Here is a 22632-nt window from a genome sequence, read left to right as displayed (position 1 = left end):
GCATCATAGAACAAACGATCAGGTATCACGGTATGACGGTAAATGACAACAGAGAGGATGATTGTACAAATGGGGAAGGTCAGACAATTGAGCGTCGTTGCTTTGCTCCTCGCCGTTTTATTCGGAAGCATGCCGCTTTACAGCTACGCAAGCACAGCGGCACCCGCCGCAGCAGCTGTATCCACCGAAATTCAGTCACTAATGGATCAAGGCATCATTAAAGGCAATGGCAAAGCACTCAGCGAAAAATATTGGAGCAAGCAGGCGACCCGCGCACAAGCAGCGACGCTGTTTCTTCGTTTGAAAGGCTTAGAGAAAGAAGCACTTAGCTATTCGGGAAGCGATTCCATCCCTGATGCGGCGAAAGCAGGCAAAGTGCTTCAGCCGCTGGTGAACTATTTGAAAGCCCATCCGCATCTCGGATGGCTTGCAGATAAGGATGGCCTATTCGCCCCGCAGCAGGCTGTCACGGCGCAGGAATATGCCCGAGTGCTGCTGAAGGCGCTTGGCTATGAAGCTGGCGTTGACTATAAAGAAGCCGATGTGCTGGCGTTTGCAGCCAAGCAAGGGCTCGCCGCATTGAAAACAGGCGGCAAGCTGACCAATCACCAGCTTGCAACCGCAACGGCGCAAGCGCTGAAAGCAACGCATAAAAGCAGCGGCGAAACGCTGGCAGCGCTTATAAAAAAACAAGCGGCACAAGCCCCTTTCACTGCCGATGTGACGCAGCAGACCGCCTATGGCGCAATTAAAGGCGCCAAGGATGAAGCGAGCAGCACGCTCAGCTGGCTCGGCGTGCCTTATGCGAAGGCACCGGTCGGCGAGCTTCGCTGGAAAGTGCCGCAAGCGCCAGCAGCTTGGACAAGCACGCTCGAGACGACCGCTTTCGCTGCGAATTGTACCCAGCTCGCAGCTGGCAAGGCGGCAGGCAGCGAAGACTGCCTGTATTTGAACATTTGGCGGCCGGCTGACAGCAGCACAAGCCTGCCCGTTCTCGTCTTTGCGCACGGCGGCGGCAATATGACCGGCTCCGGCAAAGATTTCAAAGGCGACCTGCTTGCCGAAGCGACGAACAGCATCGTCGTATCGATCAACTATCGCCTAGGTGCGCTGGGCTTCTTCCATCACCCTTCCCTAGCAACAGGCGATGCGGTTCAGGATTCGGGCAACTACGGCCTGCTGGATATTTTCCAGGCGCTGAAATGGGTGCAAGGCAACATTGGCGGATTCGGCGGAGACGCTGCCAATGTGACGCTTTCCGGCCAATCGGCCGGCGGCCGCGATGTCATGGCGGCCGTCATCTCTCCACTGAGCCAAGGGCTGTTTCAGAAAGCCATTGTGCTCAGCGGCGGCATGACGACCGCACCTACGGCGGACGGCGACGCCAAGGTGAACAGCGCGCTGGCGAAGCTGGCCGCTGCGGATGGCACAGCCGCCGATGAAGCGGCGGCTGCCAAGTGGGTAGCTGGCCAAACAGCCGAGCAGCTTGCGGCATATTTGCGCAAGCAGCCTGCTGCGGACCTCGTGCAGCAGTTCGGTGGAACGGCCATCCGCATGGCGCCGTTCCCGCATTTATTCAGCGATGGCACGGTGCTGCCAGCGGAAGGCTTTGACGTATTAAAGAGCGGCAAATATGCGCAGCTTCCGATGATTTTGGGCAGCACCGCGACGGAGTTTTCCGCCTTCGCTTTGAGTGATCCTGCCTTCGCCGCTGGCTTCGCAGACGGCAGCCTGCTGAAGGACCCTGTGAAGGGGCCACAATATGCAGCCGCCATCAAATATGGAAGCGAGCTGTATTCCGGCTTCAACGCGGAGCGTGCAGCCGAGGTACTGACGGCTCGTTCCGGTCAGCCAGCCGTTTATGCGTACCGTTTCGCATGGGGCACACAGGATGGTGTCATTTCGAGCAGCCTGCAGCAGTTGATCGGCGCAACGCACGGCGCGGACATGGATTTCATTCTCGGACGCAAAGCCGGCATTGCCGCCTATTTCCCTGACGGCTACTTCTCCGAGCAAAATGAGCCAGGACGGAGTGAGCTCACAACAGCCATTCACGGTTATTGGAAAAACTTCCTCTACACCGGCAATCCAAATGCCAGCTCTCTGCCAGCATGGACTCCGTGGACGGCTAAGGATGGCGCTAATCGCATTTTGCGTCTGGATGCTTCGAATGAGCATCAGACGATTCATATGTCGAATGAATATTACAAGAAAGCGGACGTGCTTTCCCGTATGGAACAGGAGCTACCAGCGGACACCTTAAAGCTTCTGCAAGAAAGCGTATTGGCAGGTAGATTTTTCTGGTAAGCGGTAATCGCAGCGTTAGGCATGCAGCTTAGCCTTGCATCGACATGCTTGCAACGATATAAAAAGCAAACAGCCCGGCAGTTGTCCTGAATGGACGCTGCCGGGCTGTTTTCATCGTCCAGATAAGTCGTAATCAGGTTGAACGCATAGCCTTCCAGAATCGTGCTGTAATAATGCTGCGTAACCGTCTTTTCACAAGCGTCAAGACCTCATTTCCGGCATATAAGACGCAATATTCCTAGAAAAATATATTTTCCACATCCATACTCGATTATATACCATGAATCTGAATATTCATTTTCTTATGGTAATTAACGATGCTCGCCTAAATTTTCAAATTCAATGCTATCGCTTTGAACTTTATATCCTGTGAAACCACCTCCTTCCGAAGGTTCTATTAGACACAAGTACCCAAGATTACATACAAAGCAAAATTTCCGAACTGAGGACGGTCTGTTTTAAATAATCGATGTTATCTAAGGTAAGCAAAACCACCACATGATCGAAACACAATCATGATCGTTTAAAAAATTGCAACATATTCCTCCTTACTCGGCTCAACTTCTTCAAAAATTCAGTATAGATACAAAAAATTTTCAAATATCCCAAAAATATTTGAAATACGTTAATACCTCGATGTACAAATAAATAATTAAATTCGGAACTTTTTTCTTTACAAAATAATATAATTATGGTATTATTTTCTTCAGTTGGCTTAATTTAATTAAATCATGAAGGAGTTGGGATATAATAACTAATTAAATGTGAGAATGAGATTTCAAATTATTAAGTAGAGTTATTTTACGATTATTACTATAAAACACAATTAGGAGATTGACTCAATGAAATTCAAATCAATTATTTCTTTTATCGTTCTTATTTCTATGCTAGTAGCATCAAGTTCAGTTTATGCAACAGCTCCAATAGTAAAAGAAAATATTATTCCTTCTCAGACTCAAGCAATTTATTCACAAGAAGGAGAATTAATTGCTCTCAGAACTTTGAACATACAATCTGATACAAAAATAAACAAAGAAGGAACATCAATCAAACTAACACAAACCATCCATTATGAATTTTCATCCCCAGAGTTCGAAGCGAAGTATAAGTCGGAATATGAAAACACAAACTATGTAGAACATTATTTTGTAAATAAAAATAATGAAATCTATCATGATGATGTTAAAATGACTGACGAAGAATTAAAACAAGAGATATCCATAACTCCAAATCCATCAGGCAATTTGAAGCTGTCTGCTCTTTCAAATGATGCTAATGGGATTCCAGCTATTTGTCACTACTATGGAGACTATTCTACATACACCATGGCATGCTACGATCGTATGAATTTTGAAAATGCTCCAGGAGGAAATAATATCAAGAAAACATCTTCTATTCAAAATGTATATGCTGTGCGTGCGATGAATACAATTGATATTTTCTATGGAGATTATAAAACATTTCAAGGTGCTAAGGTAGCATTCTCAAGCGCTGCCCTTACTGCGATATTTACAATTGAAACTGTTATACTTGCAATAGCTGCTGGTGGTGGAGCTGCTATTGCTGGAGTAACTGCCATAACATATTATAATATATGTAATGGAGATCTTGAAAAAGCATACGGTTATCTTAAACAAATTTAAATTTATATGCATACAATCCAATTGAATTGTATGCATTTGGAGGTTATATGCTTAATATACTGCTAATTATAAACTTAATATTTTGTATATTAATATTAACTTTATTGTTTTATAGAATGAATAAATATAAAATGAGTAAATACAACCGAGAAAATATTGGAATAAGCATTATTGGCATGATTTTATCTTTTTTTTATATTATAAACAATAATGGGAACCGTTTAAGCATAATTTTCATCCCTATATTCACTCTATTCTTTGCATTATTAATTTTACATTTAAAAAAAGTATTAAAAAAATAGACTTTATTCCTTATTACCAAAATTGCGATTAAATTATTCCCATTTTATTAATATGATCTTGTTAATTCACTCTTTCTTTGAACGCCCTTTACCCTGGAAGATTTATTTATAATCGTGTTTTCTGAAAAACACCCCTGAGACCCAGCAAACTGTGTCGTCTGCTCCATGCTTCATTTCTCTTAATGGATATAATCGTAGTTAATAGAACTACTCCGTATACAGTAATCAAGGAGCTGAGAAGCATGCAAATTCACGTCCTTCTGAAAATTGAAAGTCAGTTTCAAAGTCTGCTCAGCAATCCGTGTTGCCAAACAGTTCAATTATATATTTGAAACTGTTTATTATTTCCTGAAAATTCCACAACCAGGCGTAGGCTCCGTTTCTATTTTAAACGGAGCCTACGCCTTCGATATTTTGAAGCAAGCCTTCTCCTATTTCATATTTGTCGGAGTGTTCCCATACATCTATACGTTATAAATGTTGACCAGTTCTATTAAGTACAGTGGTCCTGTATATTTTAAAGGCCGTACTTTAAATAACTCTCGCATTCCAGCATTGAATCTTACTCCCCATCATCAATCTTCCTCTATTTTCCGATATAATGAACAAGAAGTCTGCAATCATCGTTATCACTTCATCAGGGCGCTTCAGAAAGGAGCTTCATATGACTATCGACGTTTTGGAACGGAATAACGTAAAGGTAATGGGTACTGGCAGCAAAACGATTGTTTTTGCTCATGGCTTTGGATGCGATCAGGATATGTGGCGTTATATGGTTCCTAGCTTTGTAGACAACTATCGCATTGTATTGTTTGATTATGTAGGCTCCGGAAAATCGCAAATTCACAATTATGATTCACAAAAATATAATGACCTTGAGGGCTACGCCCAGGATGTGCTGGATGTGATGGAAACGCTGGATTTGCGAGATGCTATTTTCGTCGGCCATTCGGTTAGCAGCATGATTGGCATGCTCGCTTCCATTCATGATTCCAAATATTTCGAGCGTATCGTCATGCTTGGGCCTTCTCCGCGCTATGTGAACGATCTGCCGGATTATTACGGAGGCTTCGACAAACGAGATATAGAAGAATTGCTTGCGATGATGGAAATGAATTTTATTGGCTGGGCCAGCTACCTGGCACCCATTGTGATGCAAAATAACGAGCGCAAGGAACTAAGCGAGGAACTGGAAAAAAGCTTTTGCTCCAGAGACCCGCATATTGCGAGGCAGTTTGCAGAAGTCACTTTTTTCTCCGATTGCCGAATCAGCCTTCAGCATGCATCTGTGCCTACACTGATTCTTCAATGCACCGACGATAGTATCGCTCCGGTGGAAGTAGGCCATTATTTGCATGCTCATCTCAAAAACAGCGTCCTTCGGCAGATGACGGCGACCGGACATTATCCGCATTTAAGTCAGCCTGAAGAAACGAGCCAGATGATTAAAGAATATTTAGCCAGTGTGTAATAGGCAAGGTGAACCGGTTCATATCCTTTTCTATATTTAAAGAAAGGCAGCCCTTATATGGATACTCAATTAGATAAAGCTCCCTGCGGATATTTTTCCTTTTCGGACGCAGGCTTGATTCAATCAATTAATCAGACTTTACTGGACATGCTGCACTATGAGCGCGATGAGCTGCTTGGTCAGCATATTCACTCCACCATGTCGGTGACGAACAAAATGTTTTTTCAAACGTATTTTTATCCGTACATTCAATTGTATGGACATGTCGATGAAATGTACTTTTCTTTTCGGACGAGCAGCCATGAAGATGTGCCTGTATTGCTAAACGGGGTCAGGCAGGAGCGTGACGGAGTCACATTCATTGACTGCGTTGTCTTAATGATGCGCAAGCGTATCGAGCACGAGAAGGATATTTTACAAACAAAAACCAAGCTTGAAGAGTTGTATCAGGCGACCAATGAAGCCAATAGAAAGCTCGAGCTCCTGCATGCGGAATACGAGCTTAAACAGCAGGAACTGCTAGGGATAAACCATCGTCTGGAAACGATGGCCTCCACGGATGCACTAACCGGGCTTAAAAATCGGCGTTTTTTCCAAGACAGCCTGCTGGCACAGCTTGCCTTGTTCCAAGAAACACAGCAGCCCTTCTCGCTGCTCATTATTGATATCGACCATTTCAAAAAGATTAACGACACGTATGGACATCCGGTCGGCGATCTCGTGCTGACTAACCTGGCCCGCTTGCTGCAATCGATGTCACGGGAGAGAGATATCGCCGCCCGCTATGGGGGCGAGGAATTTGTCATCATTCTTTCCGGCGCCAATCAGGAAAAAGCGATCGTTGCCGCAGAACGATATTGCACGACGATAGCTTCTACCGATTGGGGCGAGCACAGTATTACAGTCAGCATTGGCGCAGCAACCGTTACGCCAGGAGATACCGACCAGACGCTGATTCATAAAGCCGATACTGCGCTCTATGCTTCAAAGACGGCCGGAAGAAACCGTATTACTCATGCTGACCATTTAGTGAACAGCAAATAGCAAGTAGTAGGATAGATATGCCCCAAGTGAAAGAAGAAGCCGCCTGCGCTGCGAGGCGAAGACGGCTTCTTTTTTTGTTATATTTCACACTTACTAGCTTGCCGAAATACGAGCAAATCACCTGCTAAATCGTGCAGCAGTTTCGTTACCCCTATTAAGCTTTCGCCTCAACTGCCACCCACAGCTCGTTACGGTTTTCTTCTGGCGGCAAATAACATTCGATAGCTGGCAAATTAGCCAGCCCGTAGGCCGAGGTAGGCAGCCATTCCGTATACAGCCGCTTCCAAATACCGCCCAGTTGATCTGGCCCGCCCTCCACTTCAAATACTACCCATGACGAAGGCGAAAACTCGCGGCGGACCATAGCCTCAGGAGCCTCTTGCTCCGTTTCAATCGCTAAAATGTAGTTCAAAAACTCATTTTGCCCATGCCCTCCATCAGCGCATACGCCAAGTATGCCGCGGATACCGGGCTCGGTCGCGCGAATCGTCCAAAGCTTTTCAAACAGTCCAGCCTGTGCTGCCTCAGCCCATAAACGCGGTACCGTCTCAAACACCTCGCTATTGCGCACCTGCTCGGAAATGCCGACGACGGAAAATGCGCCAAGCTCCTCGATTCGATAATTCATAGCTGCTGCTCCTTTTACTGAAATTTGAAAGGATAGGCGCGGATAGGCCTTCAGCTTCGTTCCGGCACTTCTTGCAGCAGTCGGTGTTGTACCATGCAGTTGCTGAAAAGCGCGGGCGAATGCTTCGGGGGAATCGTAACCATATTTGAGCGCCACATCGATGACCTTTACCGTGCTGTTTTGCAGTTCAAATGCCGCCAGACTGAGCCGCCGCCTGCGAATGTATTCCGATAACGACACCTCCATAATGTACGGAAACATCCGCTGAAAATGATAGAGCGAACATCCAGCAATACGGGCGGCTTCCGCATAATCAATCTCATCAGTCAAATGATCTTCAATATAGCCAATGGCCGCATTCATATGTAATACCCAATCCATAACCCAGCCCTCCTATGTTCATTACTATACCTAAACTAACATAGAGCAGCCTTGCATTCTCTGCACAAGAATGCAAGGCTCCTCCCTTGTAACCTATTATACCTCGTGCCCCAGTGATGGGCTGCTCACCTCTGAGCTCTTCCCGCCTATTACGGACTGCCATAACATATAGCACCCAGCGCCGATAGACAGCAAGAAGAAGAACAAAGCGAGCAGCGGCAGCGGCGACAACTCCAGCATGGCACCACCGATCCAAGTTTGCCAGCCTACTTCAAGCAGGCCAATGGTATAGGCTATTCCCGCCACATGTACCCACTTGCGGCGATCTTGGGGACGCAGCCTTGTGCGCTCCGACAGCCATGCGACAAGCGGCACAGCTTGGATAGCATGAAATCCAAGCCCATGAAGCCAGATGATATTCCCATTTCCTCCTGTCAGGCGGCTCTCCGTAATGGAAAGCCAAATGCCAGCGGCGAAGGAAAGCAATACCGCCACCATCGCGTAGCGGATCGCGAGCACAAGCTCCGGTCTTAGCTGATACGATCTGCTGCGGAAGAAAGCAACCGCCAGCACGCAATAAAACACGATCAGCAGCATGGCCACGAGGCCAAAACCGGCCGCCACAGCTATATCAAAAGCTGTACCGCCTTCTGCAAAACGCGGATTCATGCCGCGCATATTTTGCACATTTTCAGCGAAATATGAATATAGGGAGAGGATCACATAAGACCAGCGAAAAATTGCCTTCCCCCTTATACTCATAGCAGACAAAGGCAATACCGCCGCCGTCGAGAGCAGAAAAATGCCCAATGCTGCATTAAAGGAAGCCGCTTTGCTTACATCCCCGTTTGGCGCAACCTCGCCACCATAAAGCAGCATCCAGACCACACATACCGCTGCCAGCACAAAGCCAAGTATGCCTAGCGCCGCCAGCAGGCCTTCTCCCTGAAACAAGCGAACCCTTCTTGCTGGCCCCTCCCCTTGCAGGCCATCTTCCGTACCTAAATTCCGAATCATAATATCCCACCCATTCCCTACTATCTTCTTTCCTTAACTTTAATGGAATGGACAGGGTAACCGGAACGGACCTTTAACCAGTATTTCACAGGACGGAAAGCCGATTTTGACTCAGACCCCAGACGGAGAGACTATCTCCCCGGTAATCCCCTCTAACTGATGAACGCCCAAATCGGTATTCGTCATAATAATGGTTCCCGTGCCTGAGTAAGGGGATGGCAAAGCAATGCCCTAAGCGTAACTTTGCTGCTAGCAGTCCATGGATGAACCGGAACCTTCCATGAAGCAAGCCTATCATTTACATCCTCATCTAATGAGAGAAGACTATCCTCGACTAATTTCATAGCGAGCATGGACGTTAAAAACCTGCTAATGGAGCAAGCATTGAAAATTGTATCGTTATTCACCAGATGCGAGGCCCCTTGTTCCAGAACACCAAAGCTTTCTGCCGCACTCAGCTGTCCATGCCGAATAAAAGCAGTACTCAAACCTGCCACCCCATAATGCTACATACGTTCAACCACATTAATATTTAACGGCATATTCTGTATTAGCCCTCCCTCATTCCAATTCAATCTACTTTATTCCAATCCTTTCCTCACATTATAGAACACACGTTCCTATATCTCAACTATTAATTATAAGCTTTATCCTGCTCCCTTTTTAAAAAAAATGCCGAATGGATAAGCTCCATTCGGCATTCATTCCCATTTGGCCTCACTTTATCCATTCAGCCTGCAACCATTCAAGACGAAATCTGCCAGCCTGCCGTCTGCTGCTGCAGCTTCCACAGACGCGCATACAGGCTGTCTGCGACCAAAAGCTCCTCATGCTGGCCCTGCTCAACGATTTGGCCTTGATCCAGCACAATAATCTGGTCGGCATTCATGACCGTTTTCAGCCGATGGGCGATCGCGATAACGGTACGCCCTTGAATGAGGCGGTCGATCGCCTGCTGAATATCGGCTTCATTTTCAGGATCGAGAGAAGCCGTCGCTTCATCCAGCAGCACAATTGGAGCATCTTTCAATATCGCCCGCGCAATGGAAATCCGCTGCTTCTCCCCGCCGGACAATGTACTCCCTCCTTCTCCAACCAGCGTTTCATAGCCCAGCGGCAGCTTCATAATAAAATCATGGCAGCACGCCTGACGGGCTGCTTGCTCCACTTCATGCTGGGTGGCCCCGGCTTTGCCGACACGTATGTTATTCGCGATTGTATCCTGGAACAAATACACATCCTGAAACACCATAGATACTTTGCGCAGCAGTGCCTCCGGGTTCATCTCCCGAATATTTTCCCCGCTGAGCAGCACCTGCCCCTCGCTAGGATCGTAGAAACGGGCAATCAACCGCAGCACGGTGCTTTTGCCGCTGCCCGAAGGGCCGACCAGCGCGGTGAATGAGCCTGACGGCAAGCTTAAGCTCGCCTGTTGAATAACGGCATGCTCATTGTAGCCGAACGTGACATTGTCGAAAACAAGATCATGCCCAGCAGGGGGCTGCTTCTCTCCCGACATGACAGGCTCCTCTAGCAGCTCGATGATTCGTTTTCCCGCCTGCTCATTGTAACGAAACTCTGCATAGCTGGTCAGCGCAGTCGTCAACGGATCATAAATCCTCGTGCCTATAAGCAAGAAGGTTACGAACGTAATCAAATCCAGACTGCCGCCGAGCAGCAAATGGACTCCGATGATGGCCATGAGCGTCAAACCTGCCCGCAGTAGAGCAACGGCGCTTAACACGACTGGCCCCAACATCCCTTCAATGCGAATGCTGTGTTGCATGAGATCTTTAAACGACTGCTCCAGCCGGACGAAGCGATCACCCGTCAAATTAAACGCCTTAATGACCTGTATCCCGTTTAAATATTCCTGCAAGCGGTTGGAGGCGTTAATTTTCGCCCGCATATGATTCGCGCCAAGCTTGCGGGTGAGGCTGCTCGTTGCGAGCACGATTAAAATGGTAAAAGGCAGAGTCGCAAACAGGGCAAGCGCAAGCCGCCAATCGAGCAGCGAAAGTCCCAGCAGCGCCAAAATTGGCGTCAGTGCTGCCGCAAACAGCTGCGGTGCAACATGGGAAATACCATGCTCAACGAGCGCAAAATCTCCCATCATCATATTGGCGAGGTCGCCGGGATCACGTTTATTCAAATAGCCAAGCGACAGCTTGCGAAGATGCTCCGCAAGCCGGCTTCTCCCCTCTACCGCCGTCGTATAGGCACCGCGATATTGCGCTCGATAAGCGGGAATTTCACTTATAAAGAGCAGTACCATGGCTCCCGCCATGCTGGCGCATATCCACCACAGCCGCGTTATATCGAGTGAGGCAGCCGGATCGGCAAAGGAGGTGAAAATAATTTTGGCTACCTCCACCAGCAGCACAAACGGGATAATCGCAACCAAGTTGGAAAGCACGGTATAGGCAATCGGCTTCCATAATGCTTTGGGACTACCTGCTGTTATATTGCGCATCATTCCCATGCTGTTTCTCTGCCTCCTTTCCTAATCCGATTCGCCAGCCCGTCGCTGCCGTATATGCATCCCACAATTTCGCATAAAGCCCGCGGGCTGCAAGCAGCTTCTCGTGTTTCCCTCGTTCCACAATGCGCCCGTTGTCCATGACAATTATTTGGGCCGCATCGCGAATTGTAGATAGACGGTGGGCAATGACAATAACCGTCTTCCCCTTCGTCAGCTCCTTTAAGGCGAGCTGCATTTCAAATTCATTTTCAGGATCGGCAAAAGCTGTTGCTTCATCGAGCACAAGGATCGGAGCATTTTTCAAAATCGCCCTTGCTACTGCAATCCGCTGCTCCTCGCCGCCGGACAAATAGACGCCGCCCTCGCCAATCAACGTATCGTAGCCGTGTGGAAGCTGGCTAATAAATGTATGGCACTGTGCCGCTTTGGCTGCCGCGTATACCGCTTCTCGAGAAGCATTGGGCACGCCAATCGCAATGTTGTTGTAGACGGTATCATAAAATAGGAACGTCTGCTGGAAAACAAACGCTACCGTATTCATCAGCTCATCCGCAGCCATGTCGCGAATATCGACGCCGCCTATTTCAATAGAGCCCGACTGGGCATCCCAGAACCGCGGCAGCAGGCTCGCCACCGTCGATTTTCCTGCCCCGGAAGGACCGACAAGCGCGGTTACTTCCCCTTGCTGCGCCACGAAGCTGACTCCAGACAACACATACCCATCTTCGCGTTCCATTTCAGCTGCACGATCACTCTGCTTCTGGCCCGCGTTCCTGTCCTTGTCCACGTTCTCATCCATCTTGCCATAGGTGAAGGAAACCTCATTAAAGGACACCTCATAGGTAGCAGGACGCTTCGGATATTTCGGTTCCGGAATAGGCTTCTCGGCGAAGATCAGGTCAATCCGCACAACGCCTTCATTAATATCGCGCAGCGACGAGGCGATGTGCATGATTTTGAACATCGGCGCAGAAATGCCTGGCGACATAATGAGGAAAAAGAGCAGCATCGCGGCAAAAGCCACATTGCCCGGATCACGCTGGAGCAGAAATACGCCAACCGGCAGCAAGAAGGTGGCAAAGGAGCTGAGAATGACTTTGAAGGATAAAAAGCCGTACTGGAAATGATCCGTATATTTCACGCAAAAATCCCGGTATTTGACCATATCGTCGTAAAACTGGCGGAAGGAAAATACCGTTTGTCCAAACACCTTCACAACGGGCATTCCCCGCACGTATTGAACAGCCGAGCCATTCAGCCGCTCCAGCGAATCGTAATATTGCTTCATGCTGTTTTGCGCCTCGGAGCCTGACATCATTAGCCCCTGCAAAATGAACCCGATCACAATCGGAATCAAGCAAGCCGCAGCCAGCCAAACGTTGAGCCAAAACATTGCAATGATCATCAGTATGGTCGTGACTGCCATATGAACGAGATCCGGCAGCTGATGGGCAACGAACGTTTCAAGCTTTTCAACATTTTGATCCAGCGTCTTTTTAACCGCACCGGTAGATGTGCTGTTCAGCCAGCCGAGCGGCAGCTTTCCAATATGCGCGGACAGCTTCACCCGCAGCCCATACAATATCCGAAAAGCCGCAATATGCGAGGCCAGTCCTCCGCCATACATAAGAAGCAGGCTGCCCAGTAAGCCGCCCAGGGCCACCATGCTCCAGCGAACCATAAACCCGCCATCGGCAGCGAGCGGATTTGCCGCATGCTCCAGCAGTTCTTTTATAATAAAATAAACCGATACATACGGAACCAGCATGCAAACCGCGCTTATCGCTGAAAGCACCCCTGAAACAGCAAGCAGCCCGCGTTTTTCCCCCGCCAGCTCCAGCAGCCTTGCGATTCCCGTCTTATTAGCCGTTTTACCAGCTGTTTTTCCCGCCATTATAGCTTCCTCTCCTTCAAGCAATATGATCCGCCAGCCTCGCTTTCGACTCCATATCCGCTGCACAAATGAAGCGCCATGGCTCGCGCAGCTTATGATTTGGCGCCCACACCGCAATATTCATCAGCTCCAAAATCGTCTCCTGCGAAAGCGGCTGCGTATTAAACTTCCGTATCGTCCTTCTGTCTTTAATCAATTCCTGTATACTCAAGCGAAAAGCCTCCCTTAATGACGCTACTACTGAGAAACATTATCATCTTTTATGAAAATCAACTACCTCTGGACGGATTATTCCTAACGGTGGACGGAGGAACAGTTAAATATCAGCCTCTTTATATTAAAAAAAGCCGAAGCCCCGTCCGCTATCGTCATTTCTAACGTCAGCGCCACCGTGGCTCCGGCCCTCCTATGCTTTTCAATCGGGTTGCCACTCACATGGAGCGGCTCTGCTGCCTGGCATATTCACTCGGATTAATGCCGAACGTTTTGCGAAACAGCGAGGCAAAGTGGCTCATATTCGTATACCCGACCATAATCGCCGCTTCGCTGACATTCATTCTCCCCTGCTCCAGCAGCTGCTTCGCCTCCCGCATCCGCTCCTCGCGAATATAGCCGAACACAGTTGTGCCGAACAGCTCCTTAAAGCCTGCTTTCAGCTTAAAATCATTCAGTCCCGTCTGGCGCGCCAGCTCCAGCAAGCCCGGCGGATTGGTGCGATTGTGGTATAAAATATTTTTCGCCTGATGGAGCCGCTCCACATCTGCCGTCTTCAAGCGCGAAGCCGCCGACTCCAGCTCGCTCTTCTGCTCCAGCCCGTACCAAAATAGGGCAATCAGCTCAAAGGCTTTGCCTTCCAAATAATGCTGCCGAATTGGGCCAGTATACGGACAATTTTTCAACTGATCGAATACCTGCTTAATTTCCGGTGTCAGCTGCTGCTGCTCGCAATAAAACGTATCGCCAGCCTGCCAAGGGAAATACGAGAATAGATGCTTCCATATGCTAAAATCGATCCGCAGCTCCATATGGGCAAGCCGATCCGAATGCAGCTGCTCGAAATGGATACGCGTATCGTGCAAATAAATCATTTGCGTCCCGCCCGAGCCCATCGCCCGCTCCCCGCGCCTGCCCTCAATCGACCAACAGCCGTTGCCGTGCTGCGTTAATGAAATTTCCAAATGCGGATACTGCACATCAATATGAAAAATATGATTTTCATGCAGCTTTACATCAATCGTATGCAGCTCCATGCCCGGCCGCAGGCGCGTGCGCTGCAAATAGCCATCTCCCCAATGCTCAGGAAGCTTAACCGTATCTGCAAGCTGCTCCACCGGAACGCCTAGCTCTGCGCCGATCCATTCATTATATAAAGATTCGATATGTTGGGCTTCCAACGTATGTTTCATCCTTATTTCCCCACCTTTATTGAGAAACGTTTTCAATTAGAATTGTATCAGTATCGCGCCGGAATGAAAAGCTTTAAGTTGAATTGTACTCTTCAGCGCAAGCCGAACAGGAGCAAGCCTCCTAGTGTCCAAAATCAAGCAAGCCGCCGAAATTGCTTCGGCGGCTTTTCATTTTGAAAGCTTAATGCTGCTAATGATTAATTGCCTTTACTAAGCCAGTCCGCAAGCTCCTCGGTCTGAGCCAGCACCGCAAGCGGATCATAGTACCACGAGCGCTCCTCCGGCCATACGTACAGCTTGCCGTTTTTCACTGCCGGAAGGTTGCTCCAAATCGGATCAGCCTCAAAATCAGCCAGTGTCCAGACGTTCGAGGTCATGACAATATAATCCCCAGCATATTCTGGGACAATCTCTGCTGAAAGCTCGGCCCACTGCTTCTCCATAATGACGTCTGCTATTTCGGCTGGCGGCTTGCGTCCAAGCGCTTGATATACCGGCTGTCCGCCACGTCCAAAATTATCTCCGTAGGCATAGGTCGATTTCTCCGTATGCTCAAAAATGGAAAAGGTTGCGTCTGCCGGAATGGCCGCATCCACCTTCGCCTTCGCTTCAGCAATGCGACGGTCGAACTCCTCCAGCCATGTCTTCGCTTCCTGCTCCTTGCCCAGCACTTCCCCGAAATAAGTCAGCTCTTCATGCGCATTTTTGAGGTCGCCATATGGAATATGGAGGGTAGGTGCAATTTTGCTGAGCAGATCGTAGTTATCTCCATTGGCCGTAATAATCAAATCGGGAGCAAGAGCTGCAATTTTCTCGGCAGACGGCTTGCCATATTCCCCCGTATCATCAACGCCGGTAAGCGCCTCTTTAAAATAATAGTTTTTCAGCGTTAATCCCGGCGCCCCGACTGGCACAACGTCAAGGGCAATCAAGCTGCCAAGGTATTCTTCAGCCACGATGCGCTTTGGCTGAGCTGGAATTTCGATATCGCCATTTACAGTAGAAATCGTTCTGACTGCGTTCGGATCAGCGCTCGCTTCTGGTGTTGCTTCTGCAGCACCAGCATTGCTTGCTTCACTCGATGCCAGCGCCGTCGCTTCACTGCCTGCATTCGCCTTGCTTGTCTCGTTCGACTCTGCTGCTGTACCGCATGCTGTAAAGATGCTTACGCATAGCAGCAGCATAATTAGCATAGCAGCCATGCTGTGCTTATAATTTTGGCCTTGATTTTTCAGAAACACGTGTAAATCCCCCTCATTTTAAATCGATAATCATTCTCATTTACACTTTAACGTGTAAGCGAACAAATGACTATGCCTTAAAATGATCTGGCACTATGCAAATTTATGATGCGGCGCCAGTACGCTGGCCAGCTCCCCAAGCTGTGCCTGCGAGGACAAAGGGTCATACCCGTAGAACAGCTCCGACTCCTTCAAGATATGCACGCGATTCTCGCGCACAGCGTCCAGCTTCCTCCAGCTTGCGGATTGAAACAAACGCTGTACCCGCTTCTTGTCATCAGCATAAGTTGGCAGACCTGTTATAAAAATATGATCTGCCGGATAGGCGGCCAGCATCTCGATGCCGGTTTCGATGAAGCCTTTGGCGGTAATATTTTGTTCCACCAGCGGTGCTGGAGGGCGAAAGCCCATATCATCGTAAAGAATCTGACAGCCTCTTCCAAAGCTGCTGCTGAAGCAATAAGCGGTATTGTGGCCGATTTCCCAGACAATTGCCGTCCCCCGACTGCCCAGCTCCCGATCGAGCTGGCGGTTAATGGCATAGATTCGCTCATCGTATTGCAGCAGCCATTCCTCCGCCTGCAGCCTGCGATCTACGATGCCAGCAATCAGCAAAAATTGCTCTCGCCAGTTCATCGTCCGAATGGACAGCTCAATAACTGGAGCAAGCGGCAGCAAACGCCTATTCTCCTCTGCACCGCTGTAGTTGATAATGACATCCGGCTTAGCTGCCGCAATTGCCTCGTAAAACGTCAGCGGCGTATGCCCGTAGGGGTTAAAGCTCCCGTTTCCGTTTCCGTTTCCGTTCCCGCTTCGGCTTCCGCTCTGACTCTGGCGCAACCCCGGCTGCAAGCCTCCCCGCATCCCTTCCAGCCATGACGTATATACGCCGAGCTCCGGAATAATGCCGAGTGCCATTAGGCTGGCGGTATGGTTCAAATTCAGCGAAACGAGCCGTTTGGGCTTGCGCAAATAAGCGGTCGGAGACAAGCCGATGCCTTCCTTAAACTTGCGGCTGAGATAGATGCCCTCCTTGTAGCCAACCTCCTGCGCCAGCGTGCCAAGATCAGACGCTGTTCCCTCCAGCAAACGCTGCTGCGCACTCCGTATACGAAGCAGTGTCAAATGGGCATTGAATGTCCTGCCCGTATGCTTGCGGAACATTCGTGAAAAATGCTCTGGGCTGACCCCGGCGCGGCTCGCCATCTGATCCCTTGTTATATCCTCGCTATAATGCTGCTCGACATAAGCCTCTGCTTGCTCCAGCCATGAGCTGGCAGGCTTTTGCCGGCTTGCAAGCTCCTTATGCAGCTCAGCAAGCAGCTCGGTAAACAGCTGTTGAACGCGAAAAGGCGAATGGGGATCACGCTGATTCCACACATTCGCCAGTTCGCTGGCAAGCCGAAGGATGACAGCCGGGCAGTGCTGCAGCGGAGCCGAATGCTCAAGCCCGGCTCCTGCTTCGCCAGCAGTTGGAATACAGCTGTACTCCAGCAAAATGCCTCGCAATTCCGAACGCTGCTCTATTTGAAGCTTAGGCAGCGAAGGGCCGCTGAGCCACACGCTACCCCGGGACAGTTCATGATAATAGTTATGAATATAAAGTGCGCCCTCTCCGCCCCACACAATGAGGATCTGGTATAGAGGAGCAGCTGCTTCCTGATGTTTTTCTTCCAGGACCTGTTGAAGCTCCTGCAGCCGCACAGGCATATAGAAGCTATGCTGGACTTGAGGCCGGCCAGCATTTGCCGAAGAGCGCAGCATCATTTTTCACATCCTATCTAAGCTAATCTTCTTTCCTTCATTAAGCATCTTCTTCTTTAACGCCGAGGGCTAGATTTTTCTCCTTAAAGCGGGAATTATGCGAGGATACGTAAGCTACCCCATCCGCCTTCGGGTCTATGAAAAGCTTCGCACTGTTGACCGCTAGCGCGGCATCGGTGAACGCTCCAGCGATTAGATTCAGCTTGCTGTCATAAGAAGCAAAGTCTCCTGCGGCGAAGATGCCTGGCAAATCTGTCTCCAGCTTCGGAGTGACATATACGCACCACTCATCCATGCCAATGCCCCAGTCTCTAATGCCGCTGAAATCGGACTTCAGCCCGTGGTTGACGATGACCGCATCCACCTCCAGCTGCTCTGTTTCCTCCGACTCCAAATGTCTCACCGTTACCTTGCTGATCGTAGATCCATCGCCGCTGTACAGCTGCGTGACCTCCCATGGCGTGCGGACATCGCAGGAGGAGGTTTTCATCTTGATGACATTTTTCTCATGGCCGCCAAAATACTCCCGGCGATGAATGACCGTCACCTGTGCCGCAATCGGCTCCAGCTCATTCGCCCAATCGACAGCCGAGTTGCCGCCGCCGGAAATGAGCACCCGCTTGCCTCTGAAAGGCTCCAGCTCCTGCACCGTATAATGCAAATTGGATACTTCGTAGCGCTCGGCGCCCTCCAGCTCCAGCTTTGCCATCTTCAAGATGCCCCGGCCAATCGCCAAAATAACGGTACGCGTCCAATGCTTCTCCCCCGTGGATGCTTCAAGCATATACGTCCCATCCTGAAGCCTCGTCAAATTACGAATTTGCTGCCCAAGCTCAATGGTCGGGTCAAAGGTTTGCGACTGCTGCTTGAGCTGTCCAATGAGCTTCTCGCATAAAATAGGGGTGACTCCACCTACGTCCCAAATCATTTTTTCCGGGTAAATGAGCATCCGTCCGCCCAGCTCTTCCTGAGCATCAATCACCTTCGTCTTCATGTCCCTCATCCCGCTATAGAAAGCAGCATATAGTCCGGCAGGACCGCCGCCAATAATCGTTACATCGTATAATTCCAGCTGTTCTGACACTATTGTCCCTCCCAAACCTTGAATTTGATATTCATTCTCACTACACTCTTTATTGTAGCCTTCCTTTCCGGCAAAGAGCAATGGACAAAATAGAACAATCCTTTAGACAAATCTAATAAGAGGCTGTCTATATAGCTAGTCTTGGCGGACACAGGGGCCGCTATTTCAATAGAATAACGGGTGTGGCACAGGCTGCGGACACAGGAGACGCTAATGTACTGCCCATTGCCATTTTGACGGGATGATGCAGGTAATAGCGGCTTTCCTGTCCGCTTACAGCCTAAAATCGGAGCAAAAGCTAGAATAGCGGAACGTGAGTCCTCACAATGTTGATTTTTTCAAGTTTGGATCCACAATATTAATAATCTAATGTACAATAGTATAGATGGTGTAAGTCTGGAAAGAGGCATATATGAACAATCCTTCATTTCGTATTGTTGGTGAACTTTCAAGCTTGGTATTAGCTATATTTCTAATAAGTAATGATTTCATCTTCCTCGGAGCGCTTATTATCGTAGGCATAATATCCGATTTCATCCTGCACTTTGGGGTGAAGATGAATGCTAGTTCGGTGGAAGCCCGTTCTTTATTATTCAAGAAAACAGGCCACTATTCTTATTTGTTTAGCTTAGGTTATATAGCCATTATGCTATTTTTGGTACAGTTCAAATATCTAAGCGCTGATCTTGCTTTATATTTCATTATTATTGGCGTCATTCTTTCATTTCCTTTAATAGCGTTATTTCAAAAAAAATGAATTCTGTCTACTCAAAAAGCCGCTTGAGGAATAAACCCCAAGCGGCCTTCTCTATTTTCACTCACATATTCCGATTATCTATTAAGCCAATATTTCCTCGATTCGCTCCAAAACGTCAGCGCTAAGCTCTACGCCTGCTGCTTTGGCATTCTCTTCGACCTGTGCCGGGCGGCTGGCGCCTACAAGCGCACTGGACACATTCGGCTGGCGCAAAATCCAGGCCAGCGCCAGCTGTCCAACCGTCAGCTCCAGCTCGGCAGCAATTTTGCCCAGCTGCTGCACCTTGGCGATTTTCTCGTCGGTCACATTTTTGCGCATGTTTTCAAGCTTGGCTGCCCGGCTGTCCGCCGGCAGCTCACTTGCCGAGCTGTATTTGCCCGTCAGTAAGCCTTGCGCCAGCGGCGAGAACACCACTTGTCCAATGCCGCCACGTTCCCCGAAAGGAATGACTTCCTTCTCAATGTAACGGTTGAACATATTATAGATCGGCTGATTCGCTATGATGCGGTCCAGCAAATATCGATCGGCAATCGCATGCGCCTCCGCCATCTGTGCCGCTGTCCATTCGCTGATGCCGACGTACAGCACTTTCCCCTGGCGAACCAGATCGTCCAGTGCACGCAGCGTCTCCTCCATCGGCGTATTTGGATCATGACGGTGGCAGTAATAAAGATCAATATAGTCGGCGCCCAGACGCTTCAGGCTGGCATGGCACTGCTCCGTAATATGCTTGCGGGACAGCCCTTGGTCATTCGGGCCATCGCCCATTTTGCCAAACACTTTCGTTGCAAGCACGTACGATTCGCGAGGATACGCACGCAGCGTTTCGCCCATCACCTTCTCAGCCTCGCCCCGTTCATACACATTGGCGGTATCAAAAAAATTAATGCCTAAGCCATAGGCGGTCTCAATCGCCTTGACGGCGTTGTCGCGCTCCACGTAGCCCCCGTATGTCAACCAGCTTCCCAGACTGATCTCGCTGACCTTCAAACCGCTTCTTCCTAAATTACGAAATTGCATTTGAACTCATCCCCCCATACGTCCGGTCCGTCTTCCCGTTCACCTCGGCTGATGCCTTTGGTGGGAGGGAATTCGTGGCCTTATTGGTTTCCAGCTCTTTCACAAACCGGGCATGCTTCCTGCCCCAGCCGCACATGCTGTCCAGCACTGCCGACACGCTAAGCCCATGGTCGGTCAGACTGTACTCTACACGGGGCGGGATCTCCTGAAATATATCACGCTGCACAAGCCCGTCTTCCTCCAGCTCACGAAGCTGCTTTGCAAGTGTTCCTTGCGATACATCGGGTATCAACCGCCGCAGCTCGCCAAACCGTTTCGTACCTTCTACGAGTAAAATAAACAGGATGAGCGGCTTCCATTTGCCTCCGATTACTTCCAGCGTTGCAATAACCCCTGCCAATCTCGGCTCTTGTAAATTCATCCCAGTCTACTCCCCTCTCTATCATCATACCAGCTAAATGCCTATTCTGCACGCCCGCCGCCTAGCCTCCGCGCGCTTGCTGATGGTACGAAATTTCGGACTATGTACGAAAAAACTGCGTACTTGGCAGCGGTTATCTTCTCTCCAATAATAACTGTAATGGCAATAATCGCCCATCGATACAATCAGGAGGTTTACCTATGACCGCTCTAACTTTAAACAATCAACGCGTCGTCATTATTGGCGGCAGCTCGGGAATTGGACTGGCGACAGCTCGGCAGGCACTTGAACAAGGAGCAGCCGTCGTCATTGCCGGCCGCTCCGAGGAGAAGCTGACAGCCGCCCGGCAGCTGCTCAGCTCTGACAAGGTTGAGACGTATGCGCTGGATAATCGCGACAACGGCCAGCTGGAACGATTTTTCAAGCAAATCGGCAGCTTCGACCACTTGTTCACCCCGGGAGCCTCTTATGTGCGGGGGCCAATCACTTCGGATGAAGCGACAGCGGAAAGCTGCTTCAAGGCGAAGTTCTGGCCGCAATATTATGCGGTGAAATACGCACTCCCTTATCTTCAGCCAGCCGGCTCCGTCGTGCTTATGTCCGGCGCATTCAGCCAGCGGCCGCTTGCGGATGGAGCATCCTATGCCGCCTGCAATGGCGCGATTGAAAGCTTGGGCAAAGCGCTCGCTGTCGAGCTTGCTCCTAAGAAGATCAGAGCTAATGTCATCTCGCCGGGCACGATTTATACGGCATTCAATTGGGAGGGCGCCGAGCAAGCAACCCGCGATGCCTCTTATGAGGCCTACACGAATATGAATGTGCTGGGACGGGTTGGAGAAGCGGCAGAAGCCGCGCATTCAGTTGTCTATTTAATGACAAACAGCTACACGACAGGCACGACGCTGCATCCCGACGGCGGCTATTTGCTGCGCTAGCTCTATTCGTTTACACGAGTAGGACGTGAAGCCCGCATCAACGACTCTGGCAGCAAAACGGGGCAAAGAGGGGCTGTTCCGTCCCCATAAAATCAGGCACAGGCCACTGTGCCTGATTTTGTGTTATTGTACGAACGATTGTCGCAGCGAAACATAATTTAGTATAAAAAGGACCGTAGCGCCCTCCGGAAGCGAAGTGGATATATGAAACATGAAACGCCCCCTAATGTGCGGCATTCTCCCAAAGTAAGCAAGGACGTGCGGCATCAGCTGAATGGGCATAAAAGCTGCGTGCTATGGTTTACCGGCTTGTCAGGCTCCGGCAAATCGACGTTGGCTTACGAAATGGAGCATGAGCTGTTTAAGCGCCATATGCACAGCTATGTTTTGGATGGGGACAATCTGCGGCTTGGCCTAAATCAGGGGCTCGGCTTCAGCCAGCAGGACCGCAGTGAAAATATTCGCCGCATTGGCGAAGCCGCTCGGCTGTTCTCCGATGCCGGATTAATCGCGCTGGTCGCTGCCATTTCCCCCTACCGAGCCGATCGCGAGCGGGTCAGATCCTTTTTTTCCGAGGATGAGTTTATTGAGATTTATGTCAAATGCCCTCTTGTCGAATGTGAGCGCCGGGACCCGAAGGGGCTGTACAAAAAAGCCCGCGCCGGTAAAATTCAAGATTTCACGGGCATTTCCTCCGTTTACGAAGCGCCAGAGCAGCCTGAAATCATCATCGAAAGCGACAGGCAGACGCCTAAGGAATCCGTCCGCCTCATTTTGGATTATTTAAGAGACAACGGCTGCTTATAAGCGACGGAGGCATCCGCTAGTATTTCAC

17 protein-coding genes and 1 pseudogene are annotated in these 22632 nt (G+C 49.4%); 7 read left to right on the top strand and 11 right to left on the bottom strand.

Going from position 1 to position 22632, the window contains the following annotated elements; translation table 11 throughout:
- Positions 1-69: 69 nt before the first annotated feature.
- The 4 genes from MHB80_RS03690 to MHB80_RS03675 all read left to right on the top strand — a co-directional run bounded on the left by MHB80_RS03690 (position 70) and on the right by MHB80_RS03675 (position 6767).
- Positions 70-2307, top strand: a complete 2238-nt coding sequence (locus MHB80_RS03690; RefSeq protein ID WP_341280902.1) for a carboxylesterase family protein — start codon at positions 70-72, stop codon at positions 2305-2307.
- An 842-nt stretch (positions 2308-3149) separates the two neighbouring features.
- Positions 3150-3950, top strand: coding sequence for a hypothetical protein (locus MHB80_RS03685; RefSeq protein ID WP_341280901.1), 801 nt, complete (start codon positions 3150-3152; stop codon positions 3948-3950).
- 966 nt (positions 3951-4916) lie between these two features.
- Positions 4917-5723: an alpha/beta hydrolase gene (locus tag MHB80_RS03680; protein WP_341280900.1), complete on the top strand. Its 807-nt coding sequence runs from the start codon at positions 4917-4919 to the stop codon at positions 5721-5723.
- 57 nt (positions 5724-5780) lie between these two features.
- Complete coding sequence (locus tag MHB80_RS03675) at positions 5781-6767, top strand: sensor domain-containing diguanylate cyclase (protein ID WP_341280899.1); 987 nt, start codon at positions 5781-5783, stop codon at positions 6765-6767.
- A 154-nt stretch (positions 6768-6921) separates the two neighbouring features.
- On the opposite strand, the gene MHB80_RS03670 is transcribed toward MHB80_RS03675, so the two are convergent.
- The 9 genes from MHB80_RS03670 to MHB80_RS03630 form a co-directional block, all read right to left on the bottom strand.
- Positions 6922-7776, bottom strand: a complete 855-nt coding sequence (locus tag MHB80_RS03670; protein ID WP_341280898.1) for an AraC family transcriptional regulator — start codon at positions 7774-7776, stop codon at positions 6922-6924.
- Between the two features lie 96 nt (positions 7777-7872).
- Positions 7873-8793: a hypothetical protein gene (locus MHB80_RS03665; protein ID WP_341280897.1), complete on the bottom strand. Its 921-nt coding sequence runs from the start codon at positions 8791-8793 to the stop codon at positions 7873-7875.
- 745 nt (positions 8794-9538) lie between these two features.
- Positions 9539-11275 carry an ABC transporter ATP-binding protein gene (locus MHB80_RS03660; RefSeq protein WP_341280896.1) on the bottom strand — a complete coding sequence of 579 codons (1737 nt, stop codon included), beginning with the start codon at positions 11273-11275 and terminating at the stop codon, positions 9539-9541.
- The gene (locus MHB80_RS03655) at positions 11244-13169 is read right to left on the bottom strand and encodes an ABC transporter ATP-binding protein (protein WP_341280895.1); all 1926 of its coding nucleotides are present in this window, start codon (positions 13167-13169) and stop codon (positions 11244-11246) included. Before MHB80_RS03655 ends, MHB80_RS03660 begins: the two co-directional genes overlap by 32 nt.
- 16 nt (positions 13170-13185) lie before the next feature.
- Positions 13186-13380: a nitroreductase family protein gene (locus tag MHB80_RS03650; RefSeq protein WP_341280894.1), complete on the bottom strand. Its 195-nt coding sequence runs from the start codon at positions 13378-13380 to the stop codon at positions 13186-13188.
- A 220-nt stretch (positions 13381-13600) separates the two neighbouring features.
- Positions 13601-14575: an AraC family transcriptional regulator gene (locus tag MHB80_RS03645; protein ID WP_341280893.1), complete on the bottom strand. Its 975-nt coding sequence runs from the start codon at positions 14573-14575 to the stop codon at positions 13601-13603.
- 197 nt (positions 14576-14772) lie between these two features.
- A complete protein-coding gene (locus MHB80_RS03640; RefSeq protein WP_341280892.1) occupies positions 14773-15816 on the bottom strand; it encodes an ABC transporter substrate-binding protein in 1044 nt (347 codons plus the stop codon).
- A gap of 93 nt (positions 15817-15909) precedes the next feature.
- A complete protein-coding gene (locus MHB80_RS03635; RefSeq protein WP_341280891.1) occupies positions 15910-17583 on the bottom strand; it encodes an AraC family transcriptional regulator in 1674 nt (557 codons plus the stop codon).
- A 37-nt stretch (positions 17584-17620) separates the two neighbouring features.
- The gene (locus MHB80_RS03630) at positions 17621-18664 is read right to left on the bottom strand and encodes an NAD(P)/FAD-dependent oxidoreductase (protein WP_341280890.1); all 1044 of its coding nucleotides are present in this window, start codon (positions 18662-18664) and stop codon (positions 17621-17623) included.
- A 412-nt stretch (positions 18665-19076) separates the two neighbouring features.
- Here MHB80_RS03630 and MHB80_RS03625 point away from each other — a divergent pair, with 412 nt between their 5' ends.
- Positions 19077-19421, top strand: a complete 345-nt coding sequence (locus MHB80_RS03625; RefSeq protein ID WP_341280889.1) for a hypothetical protein — start codon at positions 19077-19079, stop codon at positions 19419-19421.
- An 81-nt stretch (positions 19422-19502) separates the two neighbouring features.
- Here the strand turns inward: MHB80_RS03625 and MHB80_RS03620 are convergent, their stop codons facing one another.
- Complete coding sequence (locus MHB80_RS03620; RefSeq protein ID WP_341280888.1) at positions 19503-20441, bottom strand: aldo/keto reductase family protein; 939 nt, start codon at positions 20439-20441, stop codon at positions 19503-19505.
- A gap of 118 nt (positions 20442-20559) precedes the next feature.
- A pseudogene (locus MHB80_RS03615) lies at positions 20560-20862 on the bottom strand (helix-turn-helix domain-containing protein); the annotation flags it as partial.
- Positions 20863-21062: 200 nt separating this feature from the next.
- Here MHB80_RS03615 and MHB80_RS03610 point away from each other — a divergent pair.
- Both MHB80_RS03610 and cysC read left to right on the top strand, forming a co-directional pair.
- On the top strand, positions 21063-21797 hold the full coding sequence (locus tag MHB80_RS03610; RefSeq protein ID WP_341280887.1) for an SDR family oxidoreductase: 735 nt from the start codon (positions 21063-21065) through the stop codon (positions 21795-21797).
- A gap of 204 nt (positions 21798-22001) precedes the next feature.
- Positions 22002-22604: an adenylyl-sulfate kinase gene (cysC, locus tag MHB80_RS03605; RefSeq protein WP_341280886.1), complete on the top strand. Its 603-nt coding sequence runs from the start codon at positions 22002-22004 to the stop codon at positions 22602-22604.
- The last annotated feature ends 28 nt before the right edge of the window (positions 22605-22632 follow it).

The sequence above is a fragment of the Paenibacillus sp. FSL H8-0537 genome, from assembly GCF_038051995.1.
GTDB lineage: Bacteria > Bacillota > Bacilli > Paenibacillales > Paenibacillaceae > Pristimantibacillus.
This window is presented reverse-complemented; position numbering and strand designations above follow the sequence as displayed.

Excerpts from the sequence above, each read along its gene's own strand:
- MHB80_RS03675 (WP_341280899.1), top strand. The coding sequence starts at position 5,781 with ATGGATACTCAATTAGATAAAGCTCCCTGCGGATATTTTTCCTTTTCG.
- MHB80_RS03655 (WP_341280895.1), bottom strand. The coding sequence starts at position 13,169 with ATGGCGGGAAAAACAGCTGGTAAAACGGCTAATAAGACGGGAATCGCA.
- cysC (WP_341280886.1), top strand. The coding sequence starts at position 22,002 with ATGAAACATGAAACGCCCCCTAATGTGCGGCATTCTCCCAAAGTAAGC.
- MHB80_RS03670 (WP_341280898.1), bottom strand. The coding sequence starts at position 7,776 with ATGGATTGGGTATTACATATGAATGCGGCCATTGGCTATATTGAAGAT.
- MHB80_RS03625 (WP_341280889.1), top strand. The coding sequence starts at position 19,077 with ATGAACAATCCTTCATTTCGTATTGTTGGTGAACTTTCAAGCTTGGTA.
- MHB80_RS03610 (WP_341280887.1), top strand. The coding sequence starts at position 21,063 with ATGACCGCTCTAACTTTAAACAATCAACGCGTCGTCATTATTGGCGGC.
- MHB80_RS03690 (WP_341280902.1), top strand. The coding sequence starts at position 70 with ATGGGGAAGGTCAGACAATTGAGCGTCGTTGCTTTGCTCCTCGCCGTT.
- MHB80_RS03680 (WP_341280900.1), top strand. The coding sequence starts at position 4,917 with ATGACTATCGACGTTTTGGAACGGAATAACGTAAAGGTAATGGGTACT.
- MHB80_RS03620 (WP_341280888.1), bottom strand. The coding sequence starts at position 20,441 with ATGCAATTTCGTAATTTAGGAAGAAGCGGTTTGAAGGTCAGCGAGATC.
- MHB80_RS03645 (WP_341280893.1), bottom strand. The coding sequence starts at position 14,575 with ATGAAACATACGTTGGAAGCCCAACATATCGAATCTTTATATAATGAA.
- MHB80_RS03635 (WP_341280891.1), bottom strand. The coding sequence starts at position 17,583 with ATGATGCTGCGCTCTTCGGCAAATGCTGGCCGGCCTCAAGTCCAGCAT.
- MHB80_RS03660 (WP_341280896.1), bottom strand. The coding sequence starts at position 11,275 with ATGGGAATGATGCGCAATATAACAGCAGGTAGTCCCAAAGCATTATGG.
- MHB80_RS03665 (WP_341280897.1), bottom strand. The coding sequence starts at position 8,793 with ATGATTCGGAATTTAGGTACGGAAGATGGCCTGCAAGGGGAGGGGCCA.
- MHB80_RS03685 (WP_341280901.1), top strand. The coding sequence starts at position 3,150 with ATGAAATTCAAATCAATTATTTCTTTTATCGTTCTTATTTCTATGCTA.